The sequence below is a fragment of the Prosthecobacter sp. genome (assembly GCF_044222345.1).
Taxonomy (GTDB): Bacteria; Verrucomicrobiota; Verrucomicrobiia; order Verrucomicrobiales; family Verrucomicrobiaceae; genus Prosthecobacter.
Genome location: NZ_JBGANL010000016.1, coordinates 23,113 through 46,088, shown reverse-complemented (window position 1 = coordinate 46,088; position 22,976 = coordinate 23,113). Strand labels below are relative to the sequence as shown.

General features: G+C 61.7%; 17 protein-coding genes. 11 read left to right on the top strand and 6 right to left on the bottom strand.

Annotation, left to right across the window (positions count from 1 at the left end):
- The first annotated feature begins 1 nt into the window (after nucleotide 1).
- The 7 genes from ACILSL_RS10770 (at nucleotide 2) to ACILSL_RS10740 (ending at nucleotide 9,678) form a co-directional block, all read left to right on the top strand.
- On the top strand, nucleotides 2–1,480 hold the full coding sequence (locus ACILSL_RS10770) for a hypothetical protein (protein WP_395732029.1): 1,479 nt from the start codon (nucleotides 2–4) through the stop codon (nucleotides 1,478–1,480).
- On the top strand, nucleotides 1,467–2,351 hold the full coding sequence (locus ACILSL_RS10765) for a DUF58 domain-containing protein (RefSeq protein ID WP_395732028.1): 885 nt from the start codon (nucleotides 1,467–1,469) through the stop codon (nucleotides 2,349–2,351). Before ACILSL_RS10770 ends, ACILSL_RS10765 begins: the two co-directional genes overlap by 14 nt.
- On the top strand, nucleotides 2,348–4,117 hold the full coding sequence (locus ACILSL_RS10760) for a BatA domain-containing protein (protein ID WP_395732027.1): 1,770 nt from the start codon (nucleotides 2,348–2,350) through the stop codon (nucleotides 4,115–4,117). Before ACILSL_RS10765 ends, ACILSL_RS10760 begins: the two co-directional genes overlap by 4 nt.
- Nucleotides 4,114–6,828: a VWA domain-containing protein gene (locus ACILSL_RS10755; protein ID WP_395732026.1), complete on the top strand. Its 2,715-nt coding sequence runs from the start codon at nucleotides 4,114–4,116 to the stop codon at nucleotides 6,826–6,828. The genes ACILSL_RS10760 and ACILSL_RS10755 overlap by 4 nt, the downstream gene beginning before the upstream one ends.
- Nucleotides 6,829–6,906: 78 nt before the next feature.
- Entirely contained in the window at nucleotides 6,907–7,479 is a 573-nt protein-coding gene (locus ACILSL_RS10750) for a Uma2 family endonuclease (RefSeq protein ID WP_395732025.1), read from the top strand.
- Nucleotides 7,480–7,643: 164 nt separating this feature from the next.
- On the top strand, nucleotides 7,644–9,005 hold the full coding sequence (locus tag ACILSL_RS10745; RefSeq protein WP_395732024.1) for a Gfo/Idh/MocA family protein: 1,362 nt from the start codon (nucleotides 7,644–7,646) through the stop codon (nucleotides 9,003–9,005).
- Nucleotides 9,006–9,114: 109 nt separating this feature from the next.
- On the top strand, nucleotides 9,115–9,678 hold the full coding sequence (locus tag ACILSL_RS10740; RefSeq protein ID WP_395732023.1) for a YqgE/AlgH family protein: 564 nt from the start codon (nucleotides 9,115–9,117) through the stop codon (nucleotides 9,676–9,678).
- Nucleotides 9,679–9,885: 207 nt separating this feature from the next.
- On the opposite strand, the gene ACILSL_RS10735 is transcribed toward ACILSL_RS10740, so the two are convergent.
- Genes ACILSL_RS10735 through ACILSL_RS10725 form a run of 3 tightly spaced genes read right to left on the bottom strand, consistent with a single transcriptional unit; the run spans nucleotide 9,886 to nucleotide 13,576 of the window.
- Nucleotides 9,886–12,672, bottom strand: coding sequence for a hypothetical protein (locus ACILSL_RS10735; protein ID WP_395732022.1), 2,787 nt, complete (start codon nucleotides 12,670–12,672; stop codon nucleotides 9,886–9,888).
- On the bottom strand, nucleotides 12,669–13,241 hold the full coding sequence (locus ACILSL_RS10730; protein WP_395732021.1) for a hypothetical protein: 573 nt from the start codon (nucleotides 13,239–13,241) through the stop codon (nucleotides 12,669–12,671). Before ACILSL_RS10730 ends, ACILSL_RS10735 begins: the two co-directional genes overlap by 4 nt.
- A 35-nt stretch (nucleotides 13,242–13,276) precedes the next feature.
- Nucleotides 13,277–13,576, bottom strand: a complete 300-nt coding sequence (locus ACILSL_RS10725; protein WP_395732020.1) for an FmdB family zinc ribbon protein — start codon at nucleotides 13,574–13,576, stop codon at nucleotides 13,277–13,279.
- 161 nt (nucleotides 13,577–13,737) lie between these two features.
- Between ACILSL_RS10725 and ACILSL_RS10720 the strand changes: the two genes are divergently transcribed.
- On the top strand, nucleotides 13,738–14,598 hold the full coding sequence (locus tag ACILSL_RS10720) for an AraC family transcriptional regulator (RefSeq protein ID WP_395732019.1): 861 nt from the start codon (nucleotides 13,738–13,740) through the stop codon (nucleotides 14,596–14,598).
- On the opposite strand, the gene ACILSL_RS10715 is transcribed toward ACILSL_RS10720, so the two are convergent.
- Entirely contained in the window at nucleotides 14,595–14,996 is a 402-nt protein-coding gene (locus tag ACILSL_RS10715; protein ID WP_395732018.1) for a hypothetical protein, read from the bottom strand. The two genes, ACILSL_RS10720 and ACILSL_RS10715, sit on opposite strands and share 4 nt — an antisense overlap.
- A 63-nt stretch (nucleotides 14,997–15,059) precedes the next feature.
- On the opposite strand from ACILSL_RS10715, the gene rlmN reads away from it, so the two are divergent.
- Entirely contained in the window at nucleotides 15,060–16,187 is a 1,128-nt protein-coding gene (rlmN, locus tag ACILSL_RS10710; protein WP_395732017.1) for a 23S rRNA (adenine(2503)-C(2))-methyltransferase RlmN, read from the top strand.
- A 188-nt stretch (nucleotides 16,188–16,375) separates the two neighbouring features.
- Here the strand turns inward: rlmN and ACILSL_RS10705 are convergent, their stop codons facing one another.
- Together ACILSL_RS10705 and ACILSL_RS10700 are read right to left on the bottom strand one after the other, a co-directional pair.
- Nucleotides 16,376–16,996 carry a cyclic nucleotide-binding domain-containing protein gene (locus ACILSL_RS10705; protein WP_395732016.1) on the bottom strand — a complete coding sequence of 207 codons (621 nt, stop codon included), beginning with the start codon at nucleotides 16,994–16,996 and terminating at the stop codon, nucleotides 16,376–16,378.
- Nucleotides 16,997–17,049: 53 nt separating this feature from the next.
- Entirely contained in the window at nucleotides 17,050–17,994 is a 945-nt protein-coding gene (locus tag ACILSL_RS10700) for a leucine-rich repeat domain-containing protein (RefSeq protein WP_395732015.1), read from the bottom strand.
- A gap of 99 nt (nucleotides 17,995–18,093) precedes the next feature.
- Here ACILSL_RS10700 and ACILSL_RS10695 point away from each other — a divergent pair, with 99 nt between their 5' ends.
- Both ACILSL_RS10695 and ACILSL_RS10690 read left to right on the top strand, forming a co-directional pair.
- Nucleotides 18,094–21,570, top strand: a complete 3,477-nt coding sequence (locus ACILSL_RS10695) for a HEAT repeat domain-containing protein (protein ID WP_395732014.1) — start codon at nucleotides 18,094–18,096, stop codon at nucleotides 21,568–21,570.
- Between the two features lie 28 nt (nucleotides 21,571–21,598).
- Nucleotides 21,599–22,960: a sulfatase gene (locus ACILSL_RS10690; RefSeq protein WP_395732013.1), complete on the top strand. Its 1,362-nt coding sequence runs from the start codon at nucleotides 21,599–21,601 to the stop codon at nucleotides 22,958–22,960.
- Nucleotides 22,961–22,976 lie beyond the last annotated feature (16 nt).

Here is a 22,976-nt window from a genome sequence, read left to right as displayed (position 1 = left end):
CATGAACACCACTCTGCCCATGCTGCGTGATTTCAGCGATCGCTTCAGCCCTATCGTCGTCAAGGAACTGCGCCAGGGCCTGCGCACGCGGTTCTTCACCTCGGCGCTGATCTTGTTTCACACCGTGATCATCCTGCTTCTCATCACGGTCACGTTGGGTGCGCCGGTGGAGGCCGTGAACGGCATTTTCTGGGGCATCGCAGGTTTCATGCTGCTGGTGGTCATGCCGCTGCGGGGTTTTGCCGCCCTGCATACGGAAGCCACCGACGGCACGCTGGACATGCTGACGCTGACCTCCATCGCGTCATTCCGCATCCTGTATGGCAAATGGGTCGCGCTTTACAGCCAGGCGCTGCTGGTCGCAGGCTCCATTCTGCCCTACATGGTCGCACGCTACTTCTTCGGTGGCGTCGAAATCCTGCGGGAGGTCGTCGCACTGGTGGTCCTCTCGCTCGGTTCCGGCATCATCACAGCGGCCTTGCTGGCCTTTTCTTCGCAGGGCCCCTTGCTGCTGCGCATCTTTCTGGCGCTTTGCGTGGGTGCAGGGGCGGCGCCGCTGGCCTTCTTCACCACCTTCCTCGTTTCGGCCTCGCAGGCAGACTCGATGGTGCGCGCATTCTTTGCCCTAGCTCTCTGGGAGCAGAGCAGCCTCATCGGCGGCATTCTCGTTCTGGTGGTCTATGCCGTGTATTATTTTCTGGCACTCGGCTCCTCACGCATCGCTCCGCCCTCGGAGAATCACAGCACGCTGAAGCGCATCATCGCACTGGCCGTGCATGGCGCGCTGATGGTGGCGGGCCTGCTGCTGTGTTTCCTCAACACGGATCCTGATGTGGCCTTCTGGGCCTACATCCCCCTGATGATCCTGACGCTCATCGTCTGCATGGACGTGCTGACGGAGGAGATGCCGCGTTACTCCACCGTCGTGGTGGCGCTCGCACGGCGCGGGCGTTTGGGCAGGCTGGCAGGCAGGTTGTTCTACCCCGGCTGGGCCTCCGGCGTGGTGTTCGCTTTCGTGATGTGTGTCATGGCCTTGAGCATCATTGCTGGCATCACTCTCAGGCATTCCTCCTGGGATTGGGACGACGGCCCGGGCGTTTACATGGTCTGCATTTTGCTGGCCGTCTTCGTGCCGGTGATCCTGCGCATCAATCGAACGAACGCTTTTGTGAATTGGTGGGTGGTGCAGCTCTGCTCAGTGATCTGTGGGATCCTGCTGTCGCTGTTTTGTTTCTCCATGAATGCGCGTGAGCTGGGCGTCGTTGGCATCTTCACCCCCATCACCACCTTGTTTGGTGTCGAGTGTGTGGACTACAGCAGCCGTGAGGGCATCATGTTGCTTGGTTGTGTGTTCAGCGCCGTGTGGCTGCTCGCCGCCCTGGTGCGTGCAGGAACGAATTTCAATACCTACACCACACTCGAATCCGAAGCCCTGCAGCAGGCCGCTCGGGAAACCCCTCGCACTCATGACGCTGCTTGAAGATGCCGGCGCTCTGCGCACCCTTCACGTCCGCGCACGTGGCTGGGCCCGTGTGCTGAAGCTGCCCTTTCGTCAGCAGCGCTGGCGCGGTCATGCCGGCGAGTTTCTTGGCAGTGGCACCGGCAGCAGCCTCGACTTCCAGGACCACCGCCTCTACCTCCCCGGTGACGACCCACGCCAGATCAACTGGCAGGCCTACGCACGCACCGGCACCTACTCGATGAAGCTCTATCGCGAAGAGGTTCGCCCCCTCGTCGATGTGATTCTGGATGTCTCCGCCTCCATGTTTGCCTTTCCTGCCAAAGAGCAGCGCGCGCTGGAATTGTTTGCCTACACCGTCGAGTCCGCACTGCAGTCTGGCGCCACCCTGCGCTGCTACGCCATCGCCGGAGCACAGCATCAACTGCTGGAGCCCGAGGTCATCCTCAGCGGTCAGTGGCACGCACGCGTCAGCGCCCTGATCCCCACGCAGGAAACTCCCGTGCTAAACCGTCTCCCGCTGCGTGCCGGGGCCATGCGTGTCTTCATCAGCGACCTGCTCTTTCCCACCGAGCCCGAGTCCGTCCTCGCCTGCCTCAGCACCCGCAGCGGCCGTGGCATTGTCTTCGCTCCGCAGGCTCAGGAGGAGTCCGATCCCGGCTGGGATGGAAACTACGAATTCATCGATCCCGAAACCGGCCTCCCGCACGAGCACCGCGTCGAGTCCGCCTTGCTCCAGCGCTACGAGGCATCCTACCGCCGCCATTTCGAACTCTGGAAAGCCACCGCACAAAAGCACGGCATCGCGCTCGCCCGCATCGCCGCCGAGGCGGATTTTCAAAAGGCGCTGCAACTTGAAGGCATCCCCAGTGGAGCTGTGGAAACCGCATGAGCTTCACCCTCGCCAATACTTGGGGCCTGTGGGCACTGCTCGGCATTCCTGCCGTGATCGCCATCCATTTCCTCCAGCGGCGCAACCGCCGTGTGCCAGCCACCACGCTCTTCCTCCTGCAGCAGATGAAGCGCGAAAGCCGCACCGGCAGCCGTTTCGAGCGCCTGCGCACGTCCATCCCGTTCTGGCTGCAGTTGCTCATGGTGCTCCTCCTCACCTGGCTGCTGGTGCAGCCACGCTGGCTCAAACACGATGCCGTGCAGCGCATCGCCATCGTCATGGACACCTCCGCCAGCATGCAGGCCTTTCGCGCTCCCGCTGGAAAAGCGGTCGATGAAGTGCTCGGCCTCCTCGAAGGGCCGCTCGCTCGCGCGGAGCTCACCCTTCTCTCTTCGGATGCCGAAGCCCCCAGCCTCTACCACGGCACCATGCCCGCCGAGTTGAGGCAGTCGCTGGCTCATTGGGAGCCGCTGCTCGGCGTCCATGATTTCACCCCCGCACTGCGCATCGCACGCGGGCTTGTCGGTCAGCAGGGTGTCGTCGTGCTCATCACGGATCACCCCCTGCCTGTGCCTCCTCTTTTTGCCGCGCAGGTGGTTTCCGTGGGCCAGGAAACCGACAACGTCGGCTGGGCCGGCGTGACCGTGGAGGAAAAAGACGGCCAGTGGGTGTGGCATGCACTGGTGAAAAATTACAGCCGCACCGCGCAGGAGCGGCAGTGGCGTGCGCAGGCCGGTGCTGCGGAATCACCCTGGAAACCCGTCAAGCTCGCTCCCGGTGAAACCCAGACGCTCTCCGGGCCTTTTCCTGCCGGGGAGATTCAACAGATCGCCTTGCACCTCAGCGATGATGCCTTGCCTCTCGACAACGATCTGCCCCTCGTGCGTCCACAGCCCAAGATTCTTTCGCTCTGTCCCCTCGAAGGCAAAGTGCCAGTGCTGGCCGAGCTCTTCAGCCGCTACGCCCACCTGCGCACGGTTTCGGTGCCGGGTGAATCGGACCTCGTCGCTGCCGTGATGACACCCAGCTTCGCGCTGCCGGAGCAGCGTCATGGCTGCTTTTTTCAAGCCCCGGCAGACGACACCGCGCCCTATCTCAAAGGCAGTATCGTCGCCGAACCTCATGCGCTTGTCGAAGGCCTGAACTGGCAGGGCCTGCTGGTTCGCGAATCGAAGGCCATGCCGCGCCAGTCGCAGGATCGCGTCCTCCTCTGGCAGGGCGAGCGCCCATTGATCACGCTGCGCATCATGCCCGCAGGCGGTCGCCAGTTGATATGCCAGTTCGATTTGGAAACCTCCAATGCGCGCAAGCTGCCTGCCTTCGCGGTGCTGCTGCATCGCTTTCTCGAAGAACTGCGCGCGGACAAACTCGCGCCTGAAGCCGCGAATTTCGATGTGCGCCAGCACCTCGTCGTCGCGCATCGCCAGGATGCCGAAGCCGCGCCCTTGAAGCTCGGTGACCAGCAGATCCCTCTCGCACAAGCACGCCTGCTGCGCGCGCCTTCACGCCCCGGCCACTTCACCATCCATCAGGGCGAAACACTGCTGCTCACCGCCGCCGCCCATTTCGCCGACACTCGCGAAGCCGACCTCACCCAGGCCAAGCCATTCAGCGAGCTCGACAAGATCAAGGCCGTGCAAATCGAAACCCTGCACGAGGCCGATCCCAACTGGCGGCTGTGGCTTCTCACCCTGCTGCTCCTCCTCTTGGGCAGCTGGTGGTTCACCAATTCCAAACGCGAAGCCCGGGAGGTGGTACGGCCATGATGTTCCGCCACCCAGAATGGTTCGCTCTTCTGCCCGTGCTGCTGCTCGCAGGCTGGCTGTTGCCACGCCTTTCTCTCTGGCGGCCCGTGCGGCTGCTGCTTCTCGTTTTGATCACCGTCACGCTGGCGCAGCCACAGTGGCGGCGTCTCGCAGACGGCGTGGATCTCTGGGTCCTGCTGGACTCTTCGACCTCCGCCGAACAGCCCATGGCCAAAGGCATGCAGGAATGGGAGAAGCTGCTCGAAAAAAGCCGCGGCAGCCAGGATCGCATCTTCTATCTTAACTACGCGGCAGAGGTGATGAAGCGCGGTGCCGAAGGCGCGGAGATGTATGCCCGCAATCAAACTCAGACTCGCACCGCCCAGGCCGTGAATCAGGCGCTCGCCTTTGCTCAGCGTGAAGGCCGTGGCAGGCCGGCGCGCATTCTCGCCATCACCGACGGCTATTCCACCGAGCCCCTCACAGGCCTCGCATCCAAACTCACGCAGCAGGGCGTGGAGCTGGACTACCGCCTCGCCCGCGAAATCGAAACCACCGACTTCCGCGTCTCCGCCATGAGGCTCCCCGCGCGCGCTCAGCTCGGAGAGCCCTTTCTCATCGAAGTCGAACTGCGCGGCACCTCCGATGGCAAGGTCCCCCTCACTCTCCTGCGCAATGGCCGCGAGCTCAAAACGAGCGAAGTGGCGGTGAAGCTCGGCAGCGGCATGATCCGCTTCACCGATCGCCTGCCCGCTGCCGGTGTGGCTCATTACGAAGCCATCATCCAGCCCGCCAAGGACGCGCATTCGGGCAACAACCGCCATGAGGCCATGATCGAGATCGCCGGCGGTCCGCGCGTTCTCCTTCTCACCAAATATACGAACGATCCCGTCGCGGAGACCCTGCAGCGCCAGGGCTTCACCGTCGAAACTGTCACGGAACTCCGCTCCCTGCGTCCAGGCCAGCTCGCAGGCGTGAAGTGCGTCATCTTCAACAACGTCCCCGCCTTTGAGCTGCCCTCCGAGTTTCTCCCCGCCATGGATTTTTATGTGCGCGAGCAGGGCGGCAGCATCCTCATGGCCGGTGGCAAGCAGAGCTTTGCCGCTGGCGGCTATTTCGAGTCTCCGCTCGATCCCCTGCTGCCCGTGTCCCTCGAAATGAAGCAGGAGCACCGCAAGCTCATGGTCGCCATGGCCATCGTCATGGACCGCAGCGGCTCCATGGGCATGACCGTGCAGAATGGCTTCACCAAAATGCAGCTTGCCGATGAAGGCGCGGCCAATGCCATCCGCTTCCTCGGTCCTCAGGATCTGCTGGCCGTTTACGCCGTGGACAGTGAGGCCCATGAAATGGTGCCGCTGCAGCAGGTGGGACCCAACCGCGAAAAAATGGAAAGCGCCGTGCGTCGCATCGAAAGCACCGGCGGTGGCATCTTTGTTTACAACGGCCTCAAGGCCGCGTGGGATCAGCTCAAAAATGCACCCGCAGGTCAGCGCCACATCATCCTCTTTTCCGACGCCGCTGACTCCGAGCAGCCGGGCGACTACCAGATCCTGATCGAAGACATCATCAAGAACGGCGGCACCGTCAGCGTCATCGCCCTCGGCACCCGCAGGGATGTGGATGCCTGGATCCTCGATGACATCGCCAAGCGCGGCAAAGGCCGCATTTTCTATACCGACAAAGCCGAGGAACTGCCCAGCATCTTCAGTCAGGAAACCGTTGCCGTGGCGCGCAGCGCCTTCATCACGGAACCCGTCCCCACCAAGGCCGCAGGCGGCTGGTTTGAAATCAGCAGCCAGGCCTTTGAGTGGCCGAAGGAGGTGGACGGTTTCAATCTCAGCTACCTGCGCGACTGGGCCAGTCAGGCGCTCATCACCCAGGATGAATACGCCGCCCCCCTCGTCGCCTTCGGTCCGCGCGGCACCGGCCGCACCGCCGCAGTCAGCTTCCCTCTCGGTGGCGAGCACTCCCAGCGCGTGCGCGACTGGCCCAAATACGGCGACTTTCTACAGACCCAGGTGCGCTGGCTCATGGGCGAGACCGTCCCTCCAGGCATCGGCGTGCGCCATCGCATCGACGGCAACACCCTCACCCTCGATCTCCTCTACGATGAGGAATGGGAGCCCAAGCTGCGCACCAAAGCCCCGCGTGTGGTGCTGGCCCATGGCCTGCGCGCCGAAGGCTCGCATGAGCTCGCCTGGGAGCGCGTCGCGCCCGGTCATTTCCAGACCAGCACCGAACTCCCCGAAGGTGAAATGGTGCGCGGCGCCGTGCAGGTCGGCGGTCAGGCCATCAGCTTCGGTCCCGCCATCGTCGGCACCAGCACCGAATGGGCTTTCGATGAAGCACGCGTGGAGGAGCTTCGCCGCGTCTCCCAAACCAGCGGCGGCCGCGAACTCCTCGAAATGAGCCAGGCCTGGCGCAGCCCCACCCTCCCCCGCTTCACCGATCTCGGCCTCTATCTCATCATCGCCACGCTGCTCCTCCTCCTCTTCGAAGCCGTCGTCACCCGCACCGGCTGGAAGATTCCCCGGCTCGCCCGCGCCGCAGCCACGCAGCGGTCCAAAGTCGTCAAGCCAGCCCGGGAGGCCGTGCAGCATCAGCAGCGGCTGCAACAAACGCCCAACGTGGAGACACCAGCCATCATCGCAGCGGCGGAGCCAGCAAAACTCGAACCCACCACCGACGCCGAACGTCAAAACCGCTTCCAGCGCGCGAAGAAACGTTGATGCAGCAGTGAAAGAATCGCTGGGGGGGAGGGGTGGATGAAGGCTTGCGTGTCTTTGAGGCTGGAATTAGAATCCATCATGGTTCCCATCCTGAGACAGCCAGGCTTTCAACAGCGTGCCATGCCGCTGTCGATCAAAGCGTGGCATCAAATGATCGCCACCGGTCTCGCTCCGGCGCGGGCTGAACTCATTCGCGGGGTGATTGTCGAAAAAATGAGCAAGTCCATCATCCACACGAAGCTCTCTGCGCGAATCTTCGCCTTGCTGCAAAAACTGGCAGGCGCTCAGGTCTGGGTCCGCAAAGAAGATCCGCTCACCTTGACCGATTCAGAACCCGAGCCAGATGCCTCGGTGGTCGCAGGCAGGGAAGAGGACTTCCAGAATCATCCAACTACAGCCCTCCTCGTGGTGGAAGTCTCGGTTTCCAGCCTCAACGAAGATCGGGAAATGGCCGACATCTACGCGGAAAACCAAGTGGCCGAATATTGGATCGTCAATGGTCAGGAACGCTGCATCGAATGCTATCGCGAACCCTCTGCCGGTCGCTATCAAACACAGCTCCGCATCACCGAAGGCTCCCTTCTTCAGAGCACCGCACTGCCAGCAGTGAGCGTGGACATCGCCGAATTGTTTGCGGGTATCGGCGCCTGATTCCCGCGGGCGTGCCTGGAATGCCCAGATGACGGCTTGCGCGTCTTTGATCCAGATTCTTTTCCAACAGCTCATGGTACTAAACTGCCGTTCTTTGTCTTTCGAGACAAAGAATCCGGCGTGGCACCGTACGTTGGAGACACTCAAATTCATCGCCGCTCATCATGCCCACCTCTCGCCGCTCCTTCCTCAAAAACTCCACGCTCGCCTCCGCCGCTGTCGCCTTTCCGGCCTTCGTGCGTGGCCAGAACCTCAACAGCAAGCTCCAGGTCGCCTGCGTCGGCGTCAATGGCATGGGCTACAGTGATCTGCACAACGTGGGATCTCATGCCTCGGTGAAGTTTGTCGGCTTCTGCGATGTGGATGCCAATCGCTTCGACAAAGCGGACGCGGAGTTCCCGGGCGTGAAGCATTTCTCCGACTACCGCGAAATGTTCTCCACGCTGGGAGACGGCTTTGATGCCGTGACCGTGGGCATTCCCGATCACATGCACGCCCCGGTGGCCGTGGCCGCCATGCAGAAGGGCAAGCACATCTACTGCCAGAAGCCGTTGGCACACACCGTCTGGGAGGCACGGCAGATGAAGCTGTGGGCCGAGAAGAAGAATCTCACCACGCAGATGGGCAATCAGATCCACTCCTCCATCGAGTACCGCATGGGCACGCGCCTCATCAAGGAAGGCGCGATCGGCAAAATCAAAGAAGTCTATTCCTGGGTCGGCGTCACGGGCAATGAACGCACCCGCATGTTCCAGCCGCCGCCCTCCGCTCAGGCCCCGGCCAATTTGAACTGGGACCTCTGGATCGGTGCCGCACCGATGCGTGACTACGCACCCGCCTACCATCCCTTCATCTGGCGCGACTGGCAGGACTTCGGCGGCGGCGGCCTCGGCGACTTCGGCTGCCACATCATGGACCCCGTCTTCACCGCGCTCGATCTCACCGCCCCCATCAGCGTCCACGCCAAGAACAGCGGCATTAACAATCAGATCTGGCCCACGCACGAGACCATCAACTACGTCTTCCCCGGCACCCAATACACCGCCGGCAAGACCATGAAGCTCACCTGGATGGACGGCGGCCTCAAGCCCAGCCACAAGCTCGCTCAGATGCCCGGAGACGTGGATCTCCCCGGCAGTGGTTCCATCTTCATCGGCGAAGGCGGCACCATGGTCCTCGCCCACGTGGCCGGCCCACGCCTGTACCCGCTCGACAAGTTCACCGGCTTCAAATATCCCAAGGAGGAAGGCCGCAGCCACTGGCACACCTGGGTGGACGCCTGCCTCGCCAGCAAGAAGACCAGCGATGGCTTCCACTACGCCGGCCCGCTCGCGGAAACCGTGCAGCTAGGCAACGTCGCCACACGCCTCGCCATTCCGAAGATCGACCCCATCACGGGTCGCATGGAGGAAGCCAACAAAGTGCTCGAATGGGACGCCGCCAATCTGAAATTCACCAACGCCCCCGAGGCTGACAAGCTGCTCACGAAAACCTATCGCAAGGGCTTCGAAGTGGCCGCTGCATAATCATCCCAAGCCCTGGTTTAATCAGACGCGCGCTGAACTTAAAAAGTCAGCGCGCGTTTTTTTTGATGGCAATTGAGTGGCTGGCGTAGTTATTGCGTCAGACATCGATATGAATTCGGAACACAACAACGAATCATCGTCTTCCCTCAGTGGAAGCCTCCTGCTCGCCTCACCGGCCATGCGCGATTCAAACTTTGCCCGCTCCGTGGTCTTCATGGCGGCGCACAACGCGAAGGACGGTGCCTTCGGTTACATCCTCAACCGGCCGCTCGAGCAATGCGTCGCCGATCTCCTCCCAGATCAGGATCTCGGCCCGCTCGGTGAGGTTCCCGTCTTCATGGGCGGCCCGGTTTCCACGGACAAGCTCGCCTTTGCCGCGCTGCATTGGAACAAGCGTCGCCGCACCCTGCGCTGCCAGACCCACCTCTCTGTTACAGATGCCCTGCATGCGCTCAGCCTTGGGCATGATGTGCGCGGCTTCGTCGGCTACTCCGGCTGGAGCGGTGGTCAGCTCGAAAGCGAGCTCGAAGTCCGTTCCTGGATCACCACCACCGCACGTCCCCTCGTCCTCACTGTCGAAAAGCCAGCTCAGATGTGGTCCGCCATTCTCAAGGACATGGGGCCGGTTTACCAAGTCATGGCCGGCATGCCTGAGGACGTGAGCTTGAACTGATCAAACCCTCTTCTCATCCCGCAGCCAATCTTGTCATGGCTCCCGGAGGGAGCAGAGAGACAAGCCGGTGGTGAAGCGAAACCGCGAAGCGGTGCAGCGAGAACCACCGGACCAGGCGCACACCACGTCCAGTTCAAGGGCGCATGCCGGAGGTATGCGAGAAGCCCTCAACCTCCCGACGTAAACTAGAAGTCCGTGCGCGGCTCTCTACTTCGTAAACTCCTTGTCGATCGCATCCAGATACTTCGAGATCGGATCGGTGCGTGCAGGGAGTTCTTTCTTGATGGTCGCAGGCAGATTCAGGTAGTCGTCGAACTTGCCTGACAAACGACCGCTTTCACTCGCTTCAAACCAGTCCAGGTAGTCGCGCACGGCGATGGATTTCTGATACGCGATGAGCGCAAATTCATGCAGCGCGGCCAGGCGCTTGTCCATGTCCTTGGTCCTTCCGGCGTCAATGTCATGCACCGCCACAAGATAGCCTCGGATCACTGGGCGGAACAGGATGCTGACTCGCAGCTCCAGGGCGCGCAGTGAGGCGGTGTTGTAGGCCAGGATTTTGGCGCGGTCCGGGTGCTTCAGGATGTGCTGGTACTCTTCCAGCGGCAAACTCACCGGCACCAGGGCGGGCGCGGTGTCGGCGGGGGCTGCGGTCACCGCTTTGACCAGTTCAGGCGCCACGGGTTTGGCGTTGGGATTGGTCGTTTGCGGTTTGTTCGCAGGAGTGGCGGATGCTTTGGAAGCCGGTTTGGAATTGGGATTCGTCGTGCGCGGCTTGCTGCTTTTCTTGACGGGCGGTCTGTCCTCCTCCGTTTTCGGGGCAGGCGGCGGTTCCTCTTGGGGCGTTTCTTCAGCCTTGGGTTTGCGTTTGCGGAAATCAAACAGCGGTTCCGCAGTCGGACGCGCGGCGGCAGGTGCGAGCATCTGCCACGCATCCGCCATCAGGGGCGAGATCAGACGTGCGACATCGAAAGTGTCAGGCGGTGTGAGAAATGCCTCCTTCTCCTTGGCCGGCGTCTCCTCTTTCTTCTCCTCAGTTTTCTTGCCACCACGGAACCAATTCATGGGATTGAGCTTGGTGGGCCTCTTCTCCTCTGGCGGCTCCTCCTTGGCTTCCGGTTCTTTTTTGACGGGGGTCTTGGGTTTTTCAACCGCAGCAGCCTTCTCTTTTTCAGACGCCTTCTTCTCAGCAGGCGCGGTCACCGCCGGTTTGTCCTCAGGCTTCTTCTCCTCACTGCCGGCGCCAAACAGACGGCCCATGAATCCGGGCTTCTTTTCTTCTTCTACCTTCTTTTCCTTTTCGACAGTCGCGGGAGCTTCAGCCGGCTTGGCAGCTGCCTTGGCTGTGCTCTCTTTCACGCTTGGCTCATCCTGCGTCTTCTTTTCGTCACCGCCCGCACCGAAGAGACGCCCCATGAATCCGGGCTTCTTCTCTTCTTCGACCACTGCAGGGGTTTCAGCCGGCTTTGCTACGACCTTGGGGGCGGCATCTTTGACGCCTGGCTCGTCCGGCGTCTTTTTTTCCTCGCCGCCAGCCCCAAAGAGACGGCCCATGAAGCCAGGCTTCTTGGCTTCTTCAGCCGGCTGCTCTTTGTCATCTCCCTTGGGCTCGCTCTCCTTGGCATCCCCCAGGAAAAGCATGCGGCGGATCAGGCTGCGTTTCGCTTTGGGGTCCTCTTCAGCCGGCTCTTCCTTGGCTTCGGCGGCGGCTTCTTGGGTCTTGGGCTTGGCGGGCGCAGCCGCCTTGTGGGGCTCCGGATGGGATTCGCTGGCTGGGATGACTGCCAGCGGTGCCGGGATCACAAACGGATGCAGCTTGATGTTCTTCGGTACGGCGGCAGGCAGCGCTTCGTAGTGGATGGTGATGGCTTCCTCGATGGCCTTGAGACTCTCGGCCGCATTGAGGGGTTCGGCGACGCCGGGATTGGCCAGCGCGGCTAGCTGCAACGACCACCACTTGTTCAGACTGGAGGCCGAGGCGGCAAAGTTGGGAAACGCGGCGCTCAGCAGTTCTCGTTCGGAACGCGGATCGCTCGCCAGGGAATTGAGGAACTTGTTCAGGTTCTGCGGTCCGCTGGGCTGATCCACAAGCGCCAGCACCAGAGCGCAGCAGGAGGTCTCGTAAATCGTGCGGGACAGGGTGTCCATCTCCACCGGAGAGGCTTCGATGATCTCCTCGATGCCATAGATTTTACCGCTGCGAAACAGCGTGGCAAACATCGCGCTGGGCGTTGGGCTGGCACGGAAGTCCAGCGCGTGCAGCACGCCCGTCATGATCCAGTCCGGTAGCAGCAGGCGTCCTTTCGGCGTCTCGATCTTCTGATGATTGCGCAGGATGCGCTCGGCCAGCAATGCACGCACCACCTCCTTGCGCAGATCCTCCGCTTTCAGTCCGGGGCCTTCATTGATCGTCACCTGCAGGTGAAAGCCGCCAAAGCTCAGTTCGGAAATCGTGGTGGAAATGGGCGGGCCTTTCGACTTCGCCGCCTCCTCGCCCGTGTTCAGCACCACCACGATCGGCAGCACCCACGGCTCCTTGTCATTGAGCACCTTCCGCACTTCCTGGGAAACCTCCTCACAGCGCGTGGACATCGCGCTCCGGGTCTCAAACACTTTCCCATGCACGATGAACTGCCGGCTCGTGCTGGTGGAGCTGGTGACGGGCAGCTTGTCCGCAGGCGTCCCCACGCGTGGCACTTCCGTGCCCGCAGGCTTTTGGGTCACGGCTTCCAGCACCTGCATTTTGCTGGCGGAATTACCAGATGCCGCAGGAGTGGTGGCTGGCCCCGCCGCAGGCTGGGCAGGGGCTCCATTCTGCTGGCCTGGCGCGGGCGCGGGCACGGCAGTCTTCGGTGCCTCGATGGCAGCCGCAGCTTCCTTTTGCTCCTTCGTCAGCGGTGGGACGGGTGGCGCGGCTGTCTGCCCCACCGCAAGCAATGTGGCGCAGGCAAATGAAAGCACGCTTGCTAGGGCGGATGGGAAACGGCGGTTCATGCGGGAGGGAAACGGGGATCGAGCACGAGCTTGTCCTTGGCGATGGTGATTTGGGTCATTTGAAACATGGCCCGGATTTCAGGATCCAGCGCTTCTGCCAGCGCCTCCAGTGACGGGTAGAGCGGCCGCATCATGCCTCGCGGCAGGTCCAGATGGCCGTAGGCACCGCGCAGCACATCGACTCGAAAGTTCTTGTCGTCACGACTGATGGCGAGATCAACGCTCGCCGTGTGGGTGTAGCCTTTGAGCTTCCAGATGACGAACAAGCGTGCCCGGTCAGGCTCCAGATCAAGTCGTGCGCCTTCAAAAGTGACCCAGCTCCCCAGCATGCTCGGGATTTTTCCTGACAGCGTCGTGGTCAGGTGCCGGTTGATTTCAGCTTCGCTGATCTCCATCACCGCTGCGCGTTTGATCGTCGTCTGGCGCAGGATGTCCAGCAAGTCATCGGCTTTGGCAGAGTTTGGCGCAGCGACCTTGGGCAGGTCAGCCGGGCGGTAAGCCACCCAGGTGGCGCCGGCCAGCAGGCTGATCCCAAGCAGCCGCAAAGTCTGAAACAGGTGGCGAATCACGGCGGCAGGGGTGGAGGGTAGATGCGGACTCAGGTCTAGGTGCCCGAAGTTTTGGCAGGTGCTGGCGGAGTGGCAGCCGGCGCCGGTGTCGAACTCGTGGAAGCTTTGGCGCTTTCAGAGTCCTTTTTCGCCGCCGCTTTGTACGAATCACTGCGGTAGTCCGTGATGTAAAAGCCGTTGCCCTTGAAGATGAAGCCTGACCCCAGCCCGATCTTGCGCTTCACCGGACCCGGGCAGCCCTCTTTCGGGCAGTCCGTGAGATGCGGATCCTTCATCGATTGTTTGGCCTCAAACTGGTGGCCGCACGTCTGGCATTCGTAATCGTAAGTGGGCATGGTGTGTGGGTAAGTGCGTGCGCGGGGGTAATAAAGTGCGCAGCAGGGGATCCATTATGCCGCTTGGCCCCCTCTGCTGCAAAAGGATTTTCCCCCTCCGTTCGGTCCCGGGCACAATTCAATGCTCGACACCCGCGCACTGCTGAATGTATTATCCGGCCATGGCCACGCTGTTCCAGGAAACCGTCTTCATGACGAACCTTTACGCCACACCCGCCGACTGGCAGCGTGATTTGTTTTATTCCGTGGTGCGCGCAGGCCATTTGAAGGCGGGCTTCGAGCACCGCATCGAGCGCGAAACCTACCCCGGCCATGAGCTGATCCTCTGCCTCAGGGGCCACGGCTGGGCCCAGATCGCAGGCAAACGCCATGAGGTCGGGCCCGGCGCTCTCCTCTGGGTGAACTGCCACCACCCCCACATCTACGGGGCCGCAAAAAAAGATCCCTGGGAGCTCTACTGGACGCGCATTGAGGGCAGATCCCTGGACCGCATCGCCGAACTCCTCCAGGTGCGCTCGCAGCCCGTTCTCGAAGGCATCAATGAGCAGGCGGTGAAGCAGGAGTTTGAGCGCGCCTTTCAGTTCATGAGCGGCACCCGCCCCAGCGATGCCGCCCTCGCCAGCGCCGCCGTCGCCGCCATCATCGGCCTCGCATTCCACGTGCGCCTCTCAGAGCCGGGCCTCGTGCAGCCAGAGCTCCCCTCCGCCGTCTCCAAGGCGCTCGAGCGCATGCGCCTCTATTTCCACCTCCCCATGCGCGTGGTCGAGCTCGCCCAGCTCAGCGGCATGAGCGAAAGCCACTTCAGCCGCCAGTTCAAAGCCGCCATCGGCACCAGCCCCATCGACTGGCTCCGGCGCGAGCGCATCAATCAGGCCAAGCGCCGCCTCATCGAATCCGACGATCCCGTCAAAGAAATCGCCCGCCAGGTCGGCTATCACGATCAGTTCTTCTTCTCCAAGGACTTCAAGAAAATGACCAAGCTCACCCCCACGCAGTTCCGTGAGCAGGAAAAGCAGCCTTAGCCCACCAGCGTCTTCTGCTTCAGCCGCTGCTCCACCCACGCATGCGTGCGGCGGAAAATAAAGTCCAGCATCAGCGCCAGCACCGCCCCCGCGAACGCCCCGCCGATCCCGCCATACACGGCGATCATCCAGCTCTCATCCACCTTCTCCAGCACCGTCCGGCCCACCCACGCCGTGACAGCCCCCGCAGGAATACCCGCCAGAATCCCGCATTGCAGCAGCAGCGCCCGCACCGCCGTGGCCGGTCGCTTCGTGAAAACCCCCAGCGCCACAGAACTCGACACCACCCCCAGCATGGCCAGCCCCGCTGCGATCGCGCAGGCAAACAAACCAATGCCGATACCAACGCCGATCAGTACGATCATGACCAGCATGGCGATAAGCGCGGGAATTCCCATGCCAGCAGCATCAAACCCAAATCTCGAATTTCAAATCCTCATTTCACCGCCACTGTCAGGCCTATGACCATCCCCCCCGCACCCCAGGGCCTCCTCGGCATGAAGCCGGAGGAGATCTCTGCCGTGTTCGCAGAGCTGGGCCAGCCTGCTTTTCGTGCCAAACAGCTCGTCGAATGGGTCTTCGCCAAACGCGCCGCCACCTTCGAGGAGATGACCAATCTCCCCAAAGCCACCCGCGAAGCCCTCGCCACCCGCTTCGTCACCCGCACCATGACCATCGCCAAGGTCACCGGCTCCAGCGACACCACGCGCAAGTTCCTCCTCAAACTCCACGACGGGCGCTACGTCGAAACCGTCCTCATTCCCGCCAATCCCGCCCTCTACGGCGGTGCTTCGGACCGCCGCACCCTCTGCGTCTCCAGCCAGGTTGGCTGCGCCTACGACTGCAAATTCTGCGCCAGCGGCCTCGCCGGATTCACCCGCAATCTCACCGCCGCAGAAATCGTCGAGCAAATCGTGCAGGTGGAGGCCTACGCCGGAGAGCGCGTGGACAATCTCGTCTTCATGGGCATGGGAGAGCCCCTCGCCAATTTCTCCAACGTCACCAAGGCCATCGAAATCCTCAATGCCGAATGGGGCATCGGCATCGGCGCACGCCACATGACCGTCAGCACCAGCGGCCTCGCTCCGCAGATCAAAAAACTCGCCGACTTCCCGCTCCAAATCCGCCTCGCCATCTCCCTGCACGGCGCCACCGATGAAGTGCGTGAGAAAATCATGCCCGTGAACCGCAAGCACAACCTCGCGGAACTCTTCGAAGCCCTCGATTACTGGAACCAGAAGCGAAAACAGTTCCTCACCTTCGAGTTCATCCTCATCGCCAATGTGAACGACAGCCTCCAGCAGGCCCACGCCCTCGCCAAACGCGCCCGCAGCGCCAATGCCAAGGTCAATCTCATCCCTTACAACACCGTCGATGGCCTCGACTGGGTGCGCCCCAGCGAAGCCGCCCAGGACGCCTTCCTCGCCGTGCTCCTCAACGCCGGCGTCACCGCCACCCTCCGCCGTGAAAAAGGCCACGACATCGCCGCCGCCTGCGGCCAGCTCCGCCTGAAACAGGAAACCGAACTCGGCATCATCGAATCCCCCATCCCCGCCAAACGCATCACCATCGGCGCTGGCGCGGACTGAACTTGTGCGCCAATCGGTTTAAGCAATAAGACCGTCGCGTGGGCGGCAGCAAAGTGGTCCGCACAGTCCTCTGTGCGGCGTCTGGGCAGTCGTGCACGCTGAAAATCATACAGAGGGCCTTGCGGCCCGCTAATTGCGACAGCCCCCGGCGCCCAAACGCCAGCAGGCTGTAAAACGTCTAAAATGCGCTACCTCACCCGCGCCGGTTTTCTCACCGCCTTGGCAGGCACGCGTTTCACCGGTCGCTTGAGCTTGGACGCCGCCGGCTTCGGTGCAGCCGCTGGTTTGGCGGCGGCGGGCTTCGCCACAGCCTTGGCTTCCTTCAGCTCGCGCAGTTCTTTCTCCACCTCGGCCAGACGCTTGGACGTTGCCTCCAGCTTCCGCACCACCAGGCGGGCCACAAATTCATACAGCGCCGCATGGAAATCCGGGTCTTCCTCGCGCGGATGGATGTCCTGCAGGAATTTCTGGTCCACCGCCAGGCACACCGCCTTCGTGGAGGCGATGACAGACGCGAGACGCTTGTCATGGTTCACGAGCGCCAGCTCGCCAAAAACTTCCCCGATGCGGGTGATGGCAGCCACTTTCTTGGTGCCGACCCGCACCTCCAGCTCACCGCTGAGCAGGACGTAGATGCGGGAGTCGATGCTGCCCTCTTTGATGATGTGGTCGCCCGGCTCGCATTGCAGCAGGCTGCTGGAGTTCAAAACATCATCAAGCTGGTCATCGCTAAAACTGGCGAGAGCCGGTACCGCACGCAGAGGTGACGGGCTGTGCTTCTCGTCATGGATGTAAGCAAACTCTTTCATGGAATTGCCCGGATTCTGTCAGGAGGAAGGCGGGCGGGAAAGATAAATTTTACTCATTTTCCGCCACTCTTCACCGCTGCATCATACGCAGGCCAGAAGCTGGCTGGCGGCATCAGGTCCTTGCCGCCGTCGTCAAACCGCGTGCCAATTTCCTGCAAAGGCAGCGCTTTCGCCACCTCAATGCCCGCCGTGATGTTCGCCGGAGTAAACACCAGTCGTGTGAGCTTCATGCCCTTCAGCGGCGACAGATCCGTCACCGGCGTCTCCGCAATGTGCAGCCTCTGCAAGCCCGTGCCGCTCAGCGGCGTGAGGTCCTTCACCTTCGTCCGGTGCAGCGTCACACTCACCAGCGGCACCGTCTTCAGCGCGCTGATGTCCGCCACCGGGCAGTCCGTCAGCCACAGCATCTGAACAGGGCATTTGGCGATCCCCGAGATGTCACCAATCGGGCATCCCACCGCATTCAGCTCCACCAGCGGCATGTTTTCCAGCGCTGCCAGATTTTCCACCGGCGTGCGGCTCAGGTACAGTTTTTCCAGCGGCATGCCACGGATCGGCGAAAGGTCCCGCACCTTCGTGTCTTCAAGATACAGCTCCACCAGCTTCTTGCCCTGCATCGGCCGCAGGTCGGTGATCGGCGTCTCGCTCAGATCCAGCGCCAGCGGCTCAATGTGCTCCAGAAACTTCACATTCTCAATCTTCGCCCCGCGCAGGCTCAGCGCGATCACCTTCCCGCCCTCGATGTTGAACTGCCCGTTCCCCGCATAGCCCGGATTGTGAAACTTGATCTCCGTATGCATCATCTCCGGCGTCCAATACACCTTCTTCGGCGCATCCTTGGCCGGAGCTGGAGCAGCAGCTGCTGCCGCAGGCTTTTCCGCCACCGGCTTCGCCGCAGACGCAGGTTTCTTGGGCTCATCACCACAATGGGTCAGAAGCAGAGAAAGAGAGGGAAGAAGGAGAAGGCGGCGGCATTGCATGGCGATGGTCACGGGCATGGCGTTGTTCAACGCATGGAGCAAGGGCGAAAATTCGCCGGAACGTCTTTGTTTTTTGGATTGCTTGCCTGCTTGTGTTCACGGCAGACTGAATGCTGCATGCGCTTGCTTCTTCGGACTTCATTGATGCTGGCACTTCTCGTGTCAGGCTCCCTGGCGCAGCCGGCCGTCGAACCGCATGCAGACGCCGCCATTTCGGAGCTGCTCTCCTACTCTGTCCCGGCTGAGGACTGGCAGGAGCATCTGAAGAGGCGCAAGCAGGCCGGGTGGGTGCCACCGCCTCTACCCACCGCTCCAGCGGCCGACACCCACGACATTCAAGCGCTGGCATGCTACTGGCGGACAGACAGCTCAGACAGTGTGCCGGGTGAGCTCAGAGCGGCCGTCCGAGAAAGGCTGCTGAACTACTGCGAGGAGCATCCAGCAGCGTTCGAAATGCTGGCGGGACGTTTCTCTGCCAGTCAGGATGGCGTGGTTCTACGCATTCAGAAGCTGCATGACCGCCTTGCCGCCGTCGCCGTAAATGACGAAGATGCCCAGGCCGCGCTGCGCAAAGTACGCCTCTGGCTCATGGCCAAGGCGGGACTGTTTCGTGAGGAACTTAAGGCTGGGGCAGAGAAGTATTTCACCGAACCCGATGACGTTGATCTGCGTGCTGCCTTTGAAGCGTTGCAAAAACTCGAACCTGCTGTTGCGACAGCGCTTTTGCTGCGGCAGGCCGCGGCCGGGCAACCACTGGCGTGCACCACCGCACTGCTCTGGCTGAGTGCCATGAAAGACGCACCTGCCGGCCAGTGGCGGGAGGAACTGCAAAAGATCGTCACCCACCGTGAGGTGCCTGCGGTCGTTCGCGCACGTGCTTTGAGAGGTCTCGCAGAAATGGAGTGGGCGGGCAAAGCGGAGTGGGTGATGCGTCTCTTTGACGACGCCAGCCTCAGTGTGGTTCAGAAGGACAAGTATACCAAGGAGGAGCCGCTGGCGTTGCTGGTCAAAGCAACCCCGGACTTGTGGGTGCCAAAGATCGTTCCTCTGGTGGGAAGTCCCAATCGGGTGGTGCATGACAATGCGGTTCGCTGCTTGATTCAGTTTGAGCGGGCTGACGCTCTTCGTCCGCTGCTGCCCTGGCTGTCGAATCCGAAGTGGGCGCTGGATGCAGAAATCGACCGCAGGAGGCACTTGATGAACGCCCTGTGTGACGTGGACCTGCCTGAGTGCGTTCCCGGCCTGCTCTGGGCATTGAAACATGATTCCGAATACACGCTGATGGCGGCGGTGTCTGCGCTGGTTCATTACCACGCCACACCGGCGGTCCCGGATCTGAGAAAGGCCATCCAGAGGGAGTCCAACCTGAATCACCGCAAATCGCTGGCCGAGGATCTGCTTAAACTCGGAGGCGTGCCTCTGGAGGAGCAGGCCGAAGCTGTGGTGCAATACGCATCGATCACCCTCACCGAGGAAGGCCGAGAGGCGTTGCAAGATGAGTACATGTCGCTCGGTTTTGGCGCTTCGAAATCAGTCATCGCGCCCGATCAGCGGCTGCTGGTCACTACGGGTATGGTCATTGCGGGCGATGAATCCTGCCAGTCTGATTCTTTGGCGGAGCTGCTGGCCAGACGGGTTCTGGAGCTGCGGCAAAAGCGGAAGATGGATGTCGCCGAGGAATTGGAATCACGTGTCAGCTTGTGGCTCACACCTGCCGGGGCACGGTTGCTGGCCGACCGCCTGCGGGCCGGTCGGTTCAGCGCGGAATGGCTGTGGCAGGTGTTCTCCAGTCGGTCGGTGCCTTTGTCCGAACTCAAGGGGTCACAAGACCTTCCGCCAAACACTAACGCCGTGGTGGCAGTGTTGCTGAAAGACGACGCCCGCATGCGGCAGATTTTGACAGGGGGCAGCGTGGAGGCTCAGGCCATGCTGTTGGCATGCGCGCGTCTGCAGCGCACCCCTCTCCCGCTCGACAAGGTGGTGCCTTTGCTGGAGTCCAGGCACATACTCTGCGCGCGTGGGGCAGAGCGCTATCTTGAAGCGGAGGACAGCGCGCAGGCGCGGGCCGTTCTGCAGAGTCGCTTCAAAGGAGAGGCCAGGATTCTGGGGGCACGTATGAACCATGATCCCGGACACTTCTCATACGGTGGCTTGGGTGAAATCCAGGACCTCCTGCGCAAGCAGGTGCTGGCGGCCAAGGGGCCATTGGAGATTCACGCCCTGCTCAGTGCCGGCTACTGGGGTGACGTGGGTCAGGTCTGGGTGGAGGTCGAGGGTGACAAGGCCACGCTCGTAAACGATCAGGGTGGCGGAAGGTATCGAACGAGACCTCTCGCAGCTGCGGAGCTCGCTGAACTGCGGGCCTATGTGTCACAGAATCGCGTGGACGACCTGCCGCCGCTCACGCTGCCGGTGAATGATGGCATCCAGTACGAGTATGTGCACCTGACTGCAGAAGGTGGCAGGCGCGTGTTCATGAACAACCCGGGTACCTACAGCGGTGGTCTGGCCGGGCATGGCTCCATGTTCGTGCCGGCACAGGACATGGAGCCGGAGGTCAATGACTCTGTCTATGTGGGCCTGGTTCGGTTGTTCCAAAAGTTGATGGAAGACAAATCTGGTCTTCAGGTAACTTACCGCATAACGACGCCCCTCCCGGACCTGAAAATCGTCATTCCCCTTGAGCAGCAAAACATTCGCGCGGTGCTGGAGCAGAACGGAGTGCTCATGGTGAATGCGGTTCCCTCTGGCAGTGAGACGGCGCGCTGGCTGCCCGCAGCCATGGAGAGCAGCCCTGGCAAGGCGGAGAAAACTTGGGAAGGGCCCGCCGTGACACTGCCCCACGGCGGATTCACCGAAGGCTTCGATGCTCCTGAACACCTGGTCACAGCACCTTGGCTCAGCGCTGCTTCTGGCGGTTTCTTACGACCGGCAACGCGTGAGAAGGATGATGTGCGCGGTCTGTGGCTCTGCCGCGAAAATCAGGAGCCTGAACTGATCGTGAAAGGAGTCTTCGCCTCGCCCATCACGTCGCTCGACGGCCGGTGGGCTGTGGCTGCGCGCGTGCTGGGAAATTCCTGGGCCGAGCCGAACGACGTCGTGAGGATCAATCTGGCCACGCGTGAAGTGATTCCTCTCAAACTGGCTGCGGCGGACGATATCAGCACGGTCACAAGGCTGCCTGATTCTGGAAAGATAGTGATCCGCAGGTCTCGCAACGAATCTGCGCCCGGCATCGAGCCAAAGGCGGGGCCCGATAAAGCGGAATACCATCTTCTAAACCCCGCCACAGGCGAGCTTGAACGTGTGAGGGGGGAGTTTGGTCCGCTCGAAGATCAAACGTGGCGCCCTTTGCAACCGGCAGGCGAACCCGGGGTTGTCTGGGCATCCGTTTCCAAGCATGACAACGGGCGTCCCGAGTCCGTGGCGCTTGGCCGCTACGATCTGCGCACGTTTAAATTCACGAAGGTGATGGACCTCCCGCTCTGGCCTGTCAGCAGCCTGGACTTCTGGGTGGATGAGAAGGCGCGTGTTGTGTACCTGGCCAAGGGTGATCTGCTCAGATTCTCACTACCCGATGGAATGAAACAATAAGCACGTGGAATCGTTCAAACGCCTCATCATGCGATCTCTCCTCTTCCTTGCCTCCCTGCTTCTCACCGCATCGGCTTTCGCCGCCAAACCCAACGTCCTGCTCATCGTCGCAGACGATCTCGGCTACCACGATCTGGGCTTCCAGGGCTCCAAGGAAATCACCACGCCTCATCTCGACAAGCTCGCCGCCCAGAGCCTCGTCTGTACCAACGGCTACGTCTCGCACCCCTTCTGCAGCCCCACGCGCGCCGGCATCATGACGGGCCGGTATCAGCAGCGCTTCGGCCATGAAAACAACCCCGCCTGGCTCCCTCAGGACACCGTTGCCGGCCTCCCTGTGACCGAGACAACCTATCCGCAGCTCATGCAAAAAGCCGGTTACACCACCGGAGCCGTCGGCAAGTGGCACCTCGGCGCGCATCCGCAGTTTCACCCCAACAAGCGTGGCTTTGATGAATACTTCGGCGCGCTCGGCGGAGGCCACCAGTACTTCCCCGGAGACAAAGGCGGTGTGGAGTACACCATCCCCCTGAACCGCAACGGCAAGGACGAACCCCAGACCAAGTACCTCACCGAGCAGTTCGGCGATGAAGCCTCGTCATTCATCGGACGCCACGCCAGCGAGTCCAAACCCTGGATGCTCTACCTCGCCTTCAATGCCCCGCACACACCACTTCAGGCGCCGCAGAAGTGGCTCGACAAGTATTCGCAGATCACCGACAAAAGCCGCCAGACCTACGCGGCCATGGTGTCGGCCATGGACGAGGCCATCGGCGCGGTGCTCACGCAGTTGGACACCACCAAGCAGCGCGACAACACCCTCATCTGCTTCGTCAGCGACAACGGCGGCCCCAACCTCCAGGCGAAGAGCGGCAGCAACTTCACCAGCAACGCTCCCCTGCGCGGTGCCAAGGGCATGGTCTATGAAGGCGGCATGCGCGTGCCCTTCCTCGTCAGCTGGCCCGCCAAAATCAAGCCCGGCAAATACGAGCAGCCCGTCATCGCCCTCGATTTCCTGCCCACCTCTCTCGCCGCTGCAGATTCGGCGGATCTCACCCCCAAGAATCTCGATGGCGTGAACCTGCTGCCCTTCCTCAGCGGTGAAAAATCCACCGCCCCCCACGACACCCTCTTCTGGCGCACCGGCGGCCCCGGCGGCAACAACGCCATCCGTCGCGGCACCATGAAACTCGTGCGCCTCGGCAAAGCGGAGCCCGAGCTTTACGATCTCGCCACCGACATCGGCGAATCCAAAAACCTCGCCGCTGAAAAGCCCGCCGTGGTTCAGGAGCTTGTCACCGCCATCGCCGACTGGGAAAAAGGCACCATCAAACCCATCTTCGAAAGCCCCAAGCAGGGCAAACCAGCGGCGAAGAAGAAAAAGAAATAGCCTGCTTCGCAGCGTT

What these genes read in the sequence shown, in the direction of transcription:
- ACILSL_RS10770 (WP_395732029.1), top strand. Translation starts at nt 2, where the DNA reads ATGAACACCACTCTGCCCATGCTGCGTGATTTCAGCGATCGCTTCAGC.
- ACILSL_RS10765 (WP_395732028.1), top strand. Translation starts at nt 1,467, where the DNA reads ATGACGCTGCTTGAAGATGCCGGCGCTCTGCGCACCCTTCACGTCCGC.
- ACILSL_RS10760 (WP_395732027.1), top strand. Translation starts at nt 2,348, where the DNA reads ATGAGCTTCACCCTCGCCAATACTTGGGGCCTGTGGGCACTGCTCGGC.
- ACILSL_RS10755 (WP_395732026.1), top strand. Translation starts at nt 4,114, where the DNA reads ATGATGTTCCGCCACCCAGAATGGTTCGCTCTTCTGCCCGTGCTGCTG.
- ACILSL_RS10750 (WP_395732025.1), top strand. Translation starts at nt 6,907, where the DNA reads ATGGTTCCCATCCTGAGACAGCCAGGCTTTCAACAGCGTGCCATGCCG.
- ACILSL_RS10745 (WP_395732024.1), top strand. Translation starts at nt 7,644, where the DNA reads ATGCCCACCTCTCGCCGCTCCTTCCTCAAAAACTCCACGCTCGCCTCC.
- ACILSL_RS10740 (WP_395732023.1), top strand. Translation starts at nt 9,115, where the DNA reads ATGAATTCGGAACACAACAACGAATCATCGTCTTCCCTCAGTGGAAGC.
- ACILSL_RS10735 (WP_395732022.1), bottom strand. Translation starts at nt 12,672, where the DNA reads ATGAACCGCCGTTTCCCATCCGCCCTAGCAAGCGTGCTTTCATTTGCC.
- ACILSL_RS10725 (WP_395732020.1), bottom strand. Translation starts at nt 13,576, where the DNA reads ATGCCCACTTACGATTACGAATGCCAGACGTGCGGCCACCAGTTTGAG.
- ACILSL_RS10720 (WP_395732019.1), top strand. Translation starts at nt 13,738, where the DNA reads ATGGCCACGCTGTTCCAGGAAACCGTCTTCATGACGAACCTTTACGCC.
- ACILSL_RS10715 (WP_395732018.1), bottom strand. Translation starts at nt 14,996, where the DNA reads ATGGGAATTCCCGCGCTTATCGCCATGCTGGTCATGATCGTACTGATC.
- rlmN (WP_395732017.1), top strand. Translation starts at nt 15,060, where the DNA reads ATGACCATCCCCCCCGCACCCCAGGGCCTCCTCGGCATGAAGCCGGAG.
- ACILSL_RS10705 (WP_395732016.1), bottom strand. Translation starts at nt 16,996, where the DNA reads ATGAAAGAGTTTGCTTACATCCATGACGAGAAGCACAGCCCGTCACCT.
- ACILSL_RS10700 (WP_395732015.1), bottom strand. Translation starts at nt 17,994, where the DNA reads ATGCCCGTGACCATCGCCATGCAATGCCGCCGCCTTCTCCTTCTTCCC.
- ACILSL_RS10695 (WP_395732014.1), top strand. Translation starts at nt 18,094, where the DNA reads ATGCGCTTGCTTCTTCGGACTTCATTGATGCTGGCACTTCTCGTGTCA.
- ACILSL_RS10690 (WP_395732013.1), top strand. Translation starts at nt 21,599, where the DNA reads ATGCGATCTCTCCTCTTCCTTGCCTCCCTGCTTCTCACCGCATCGGCT.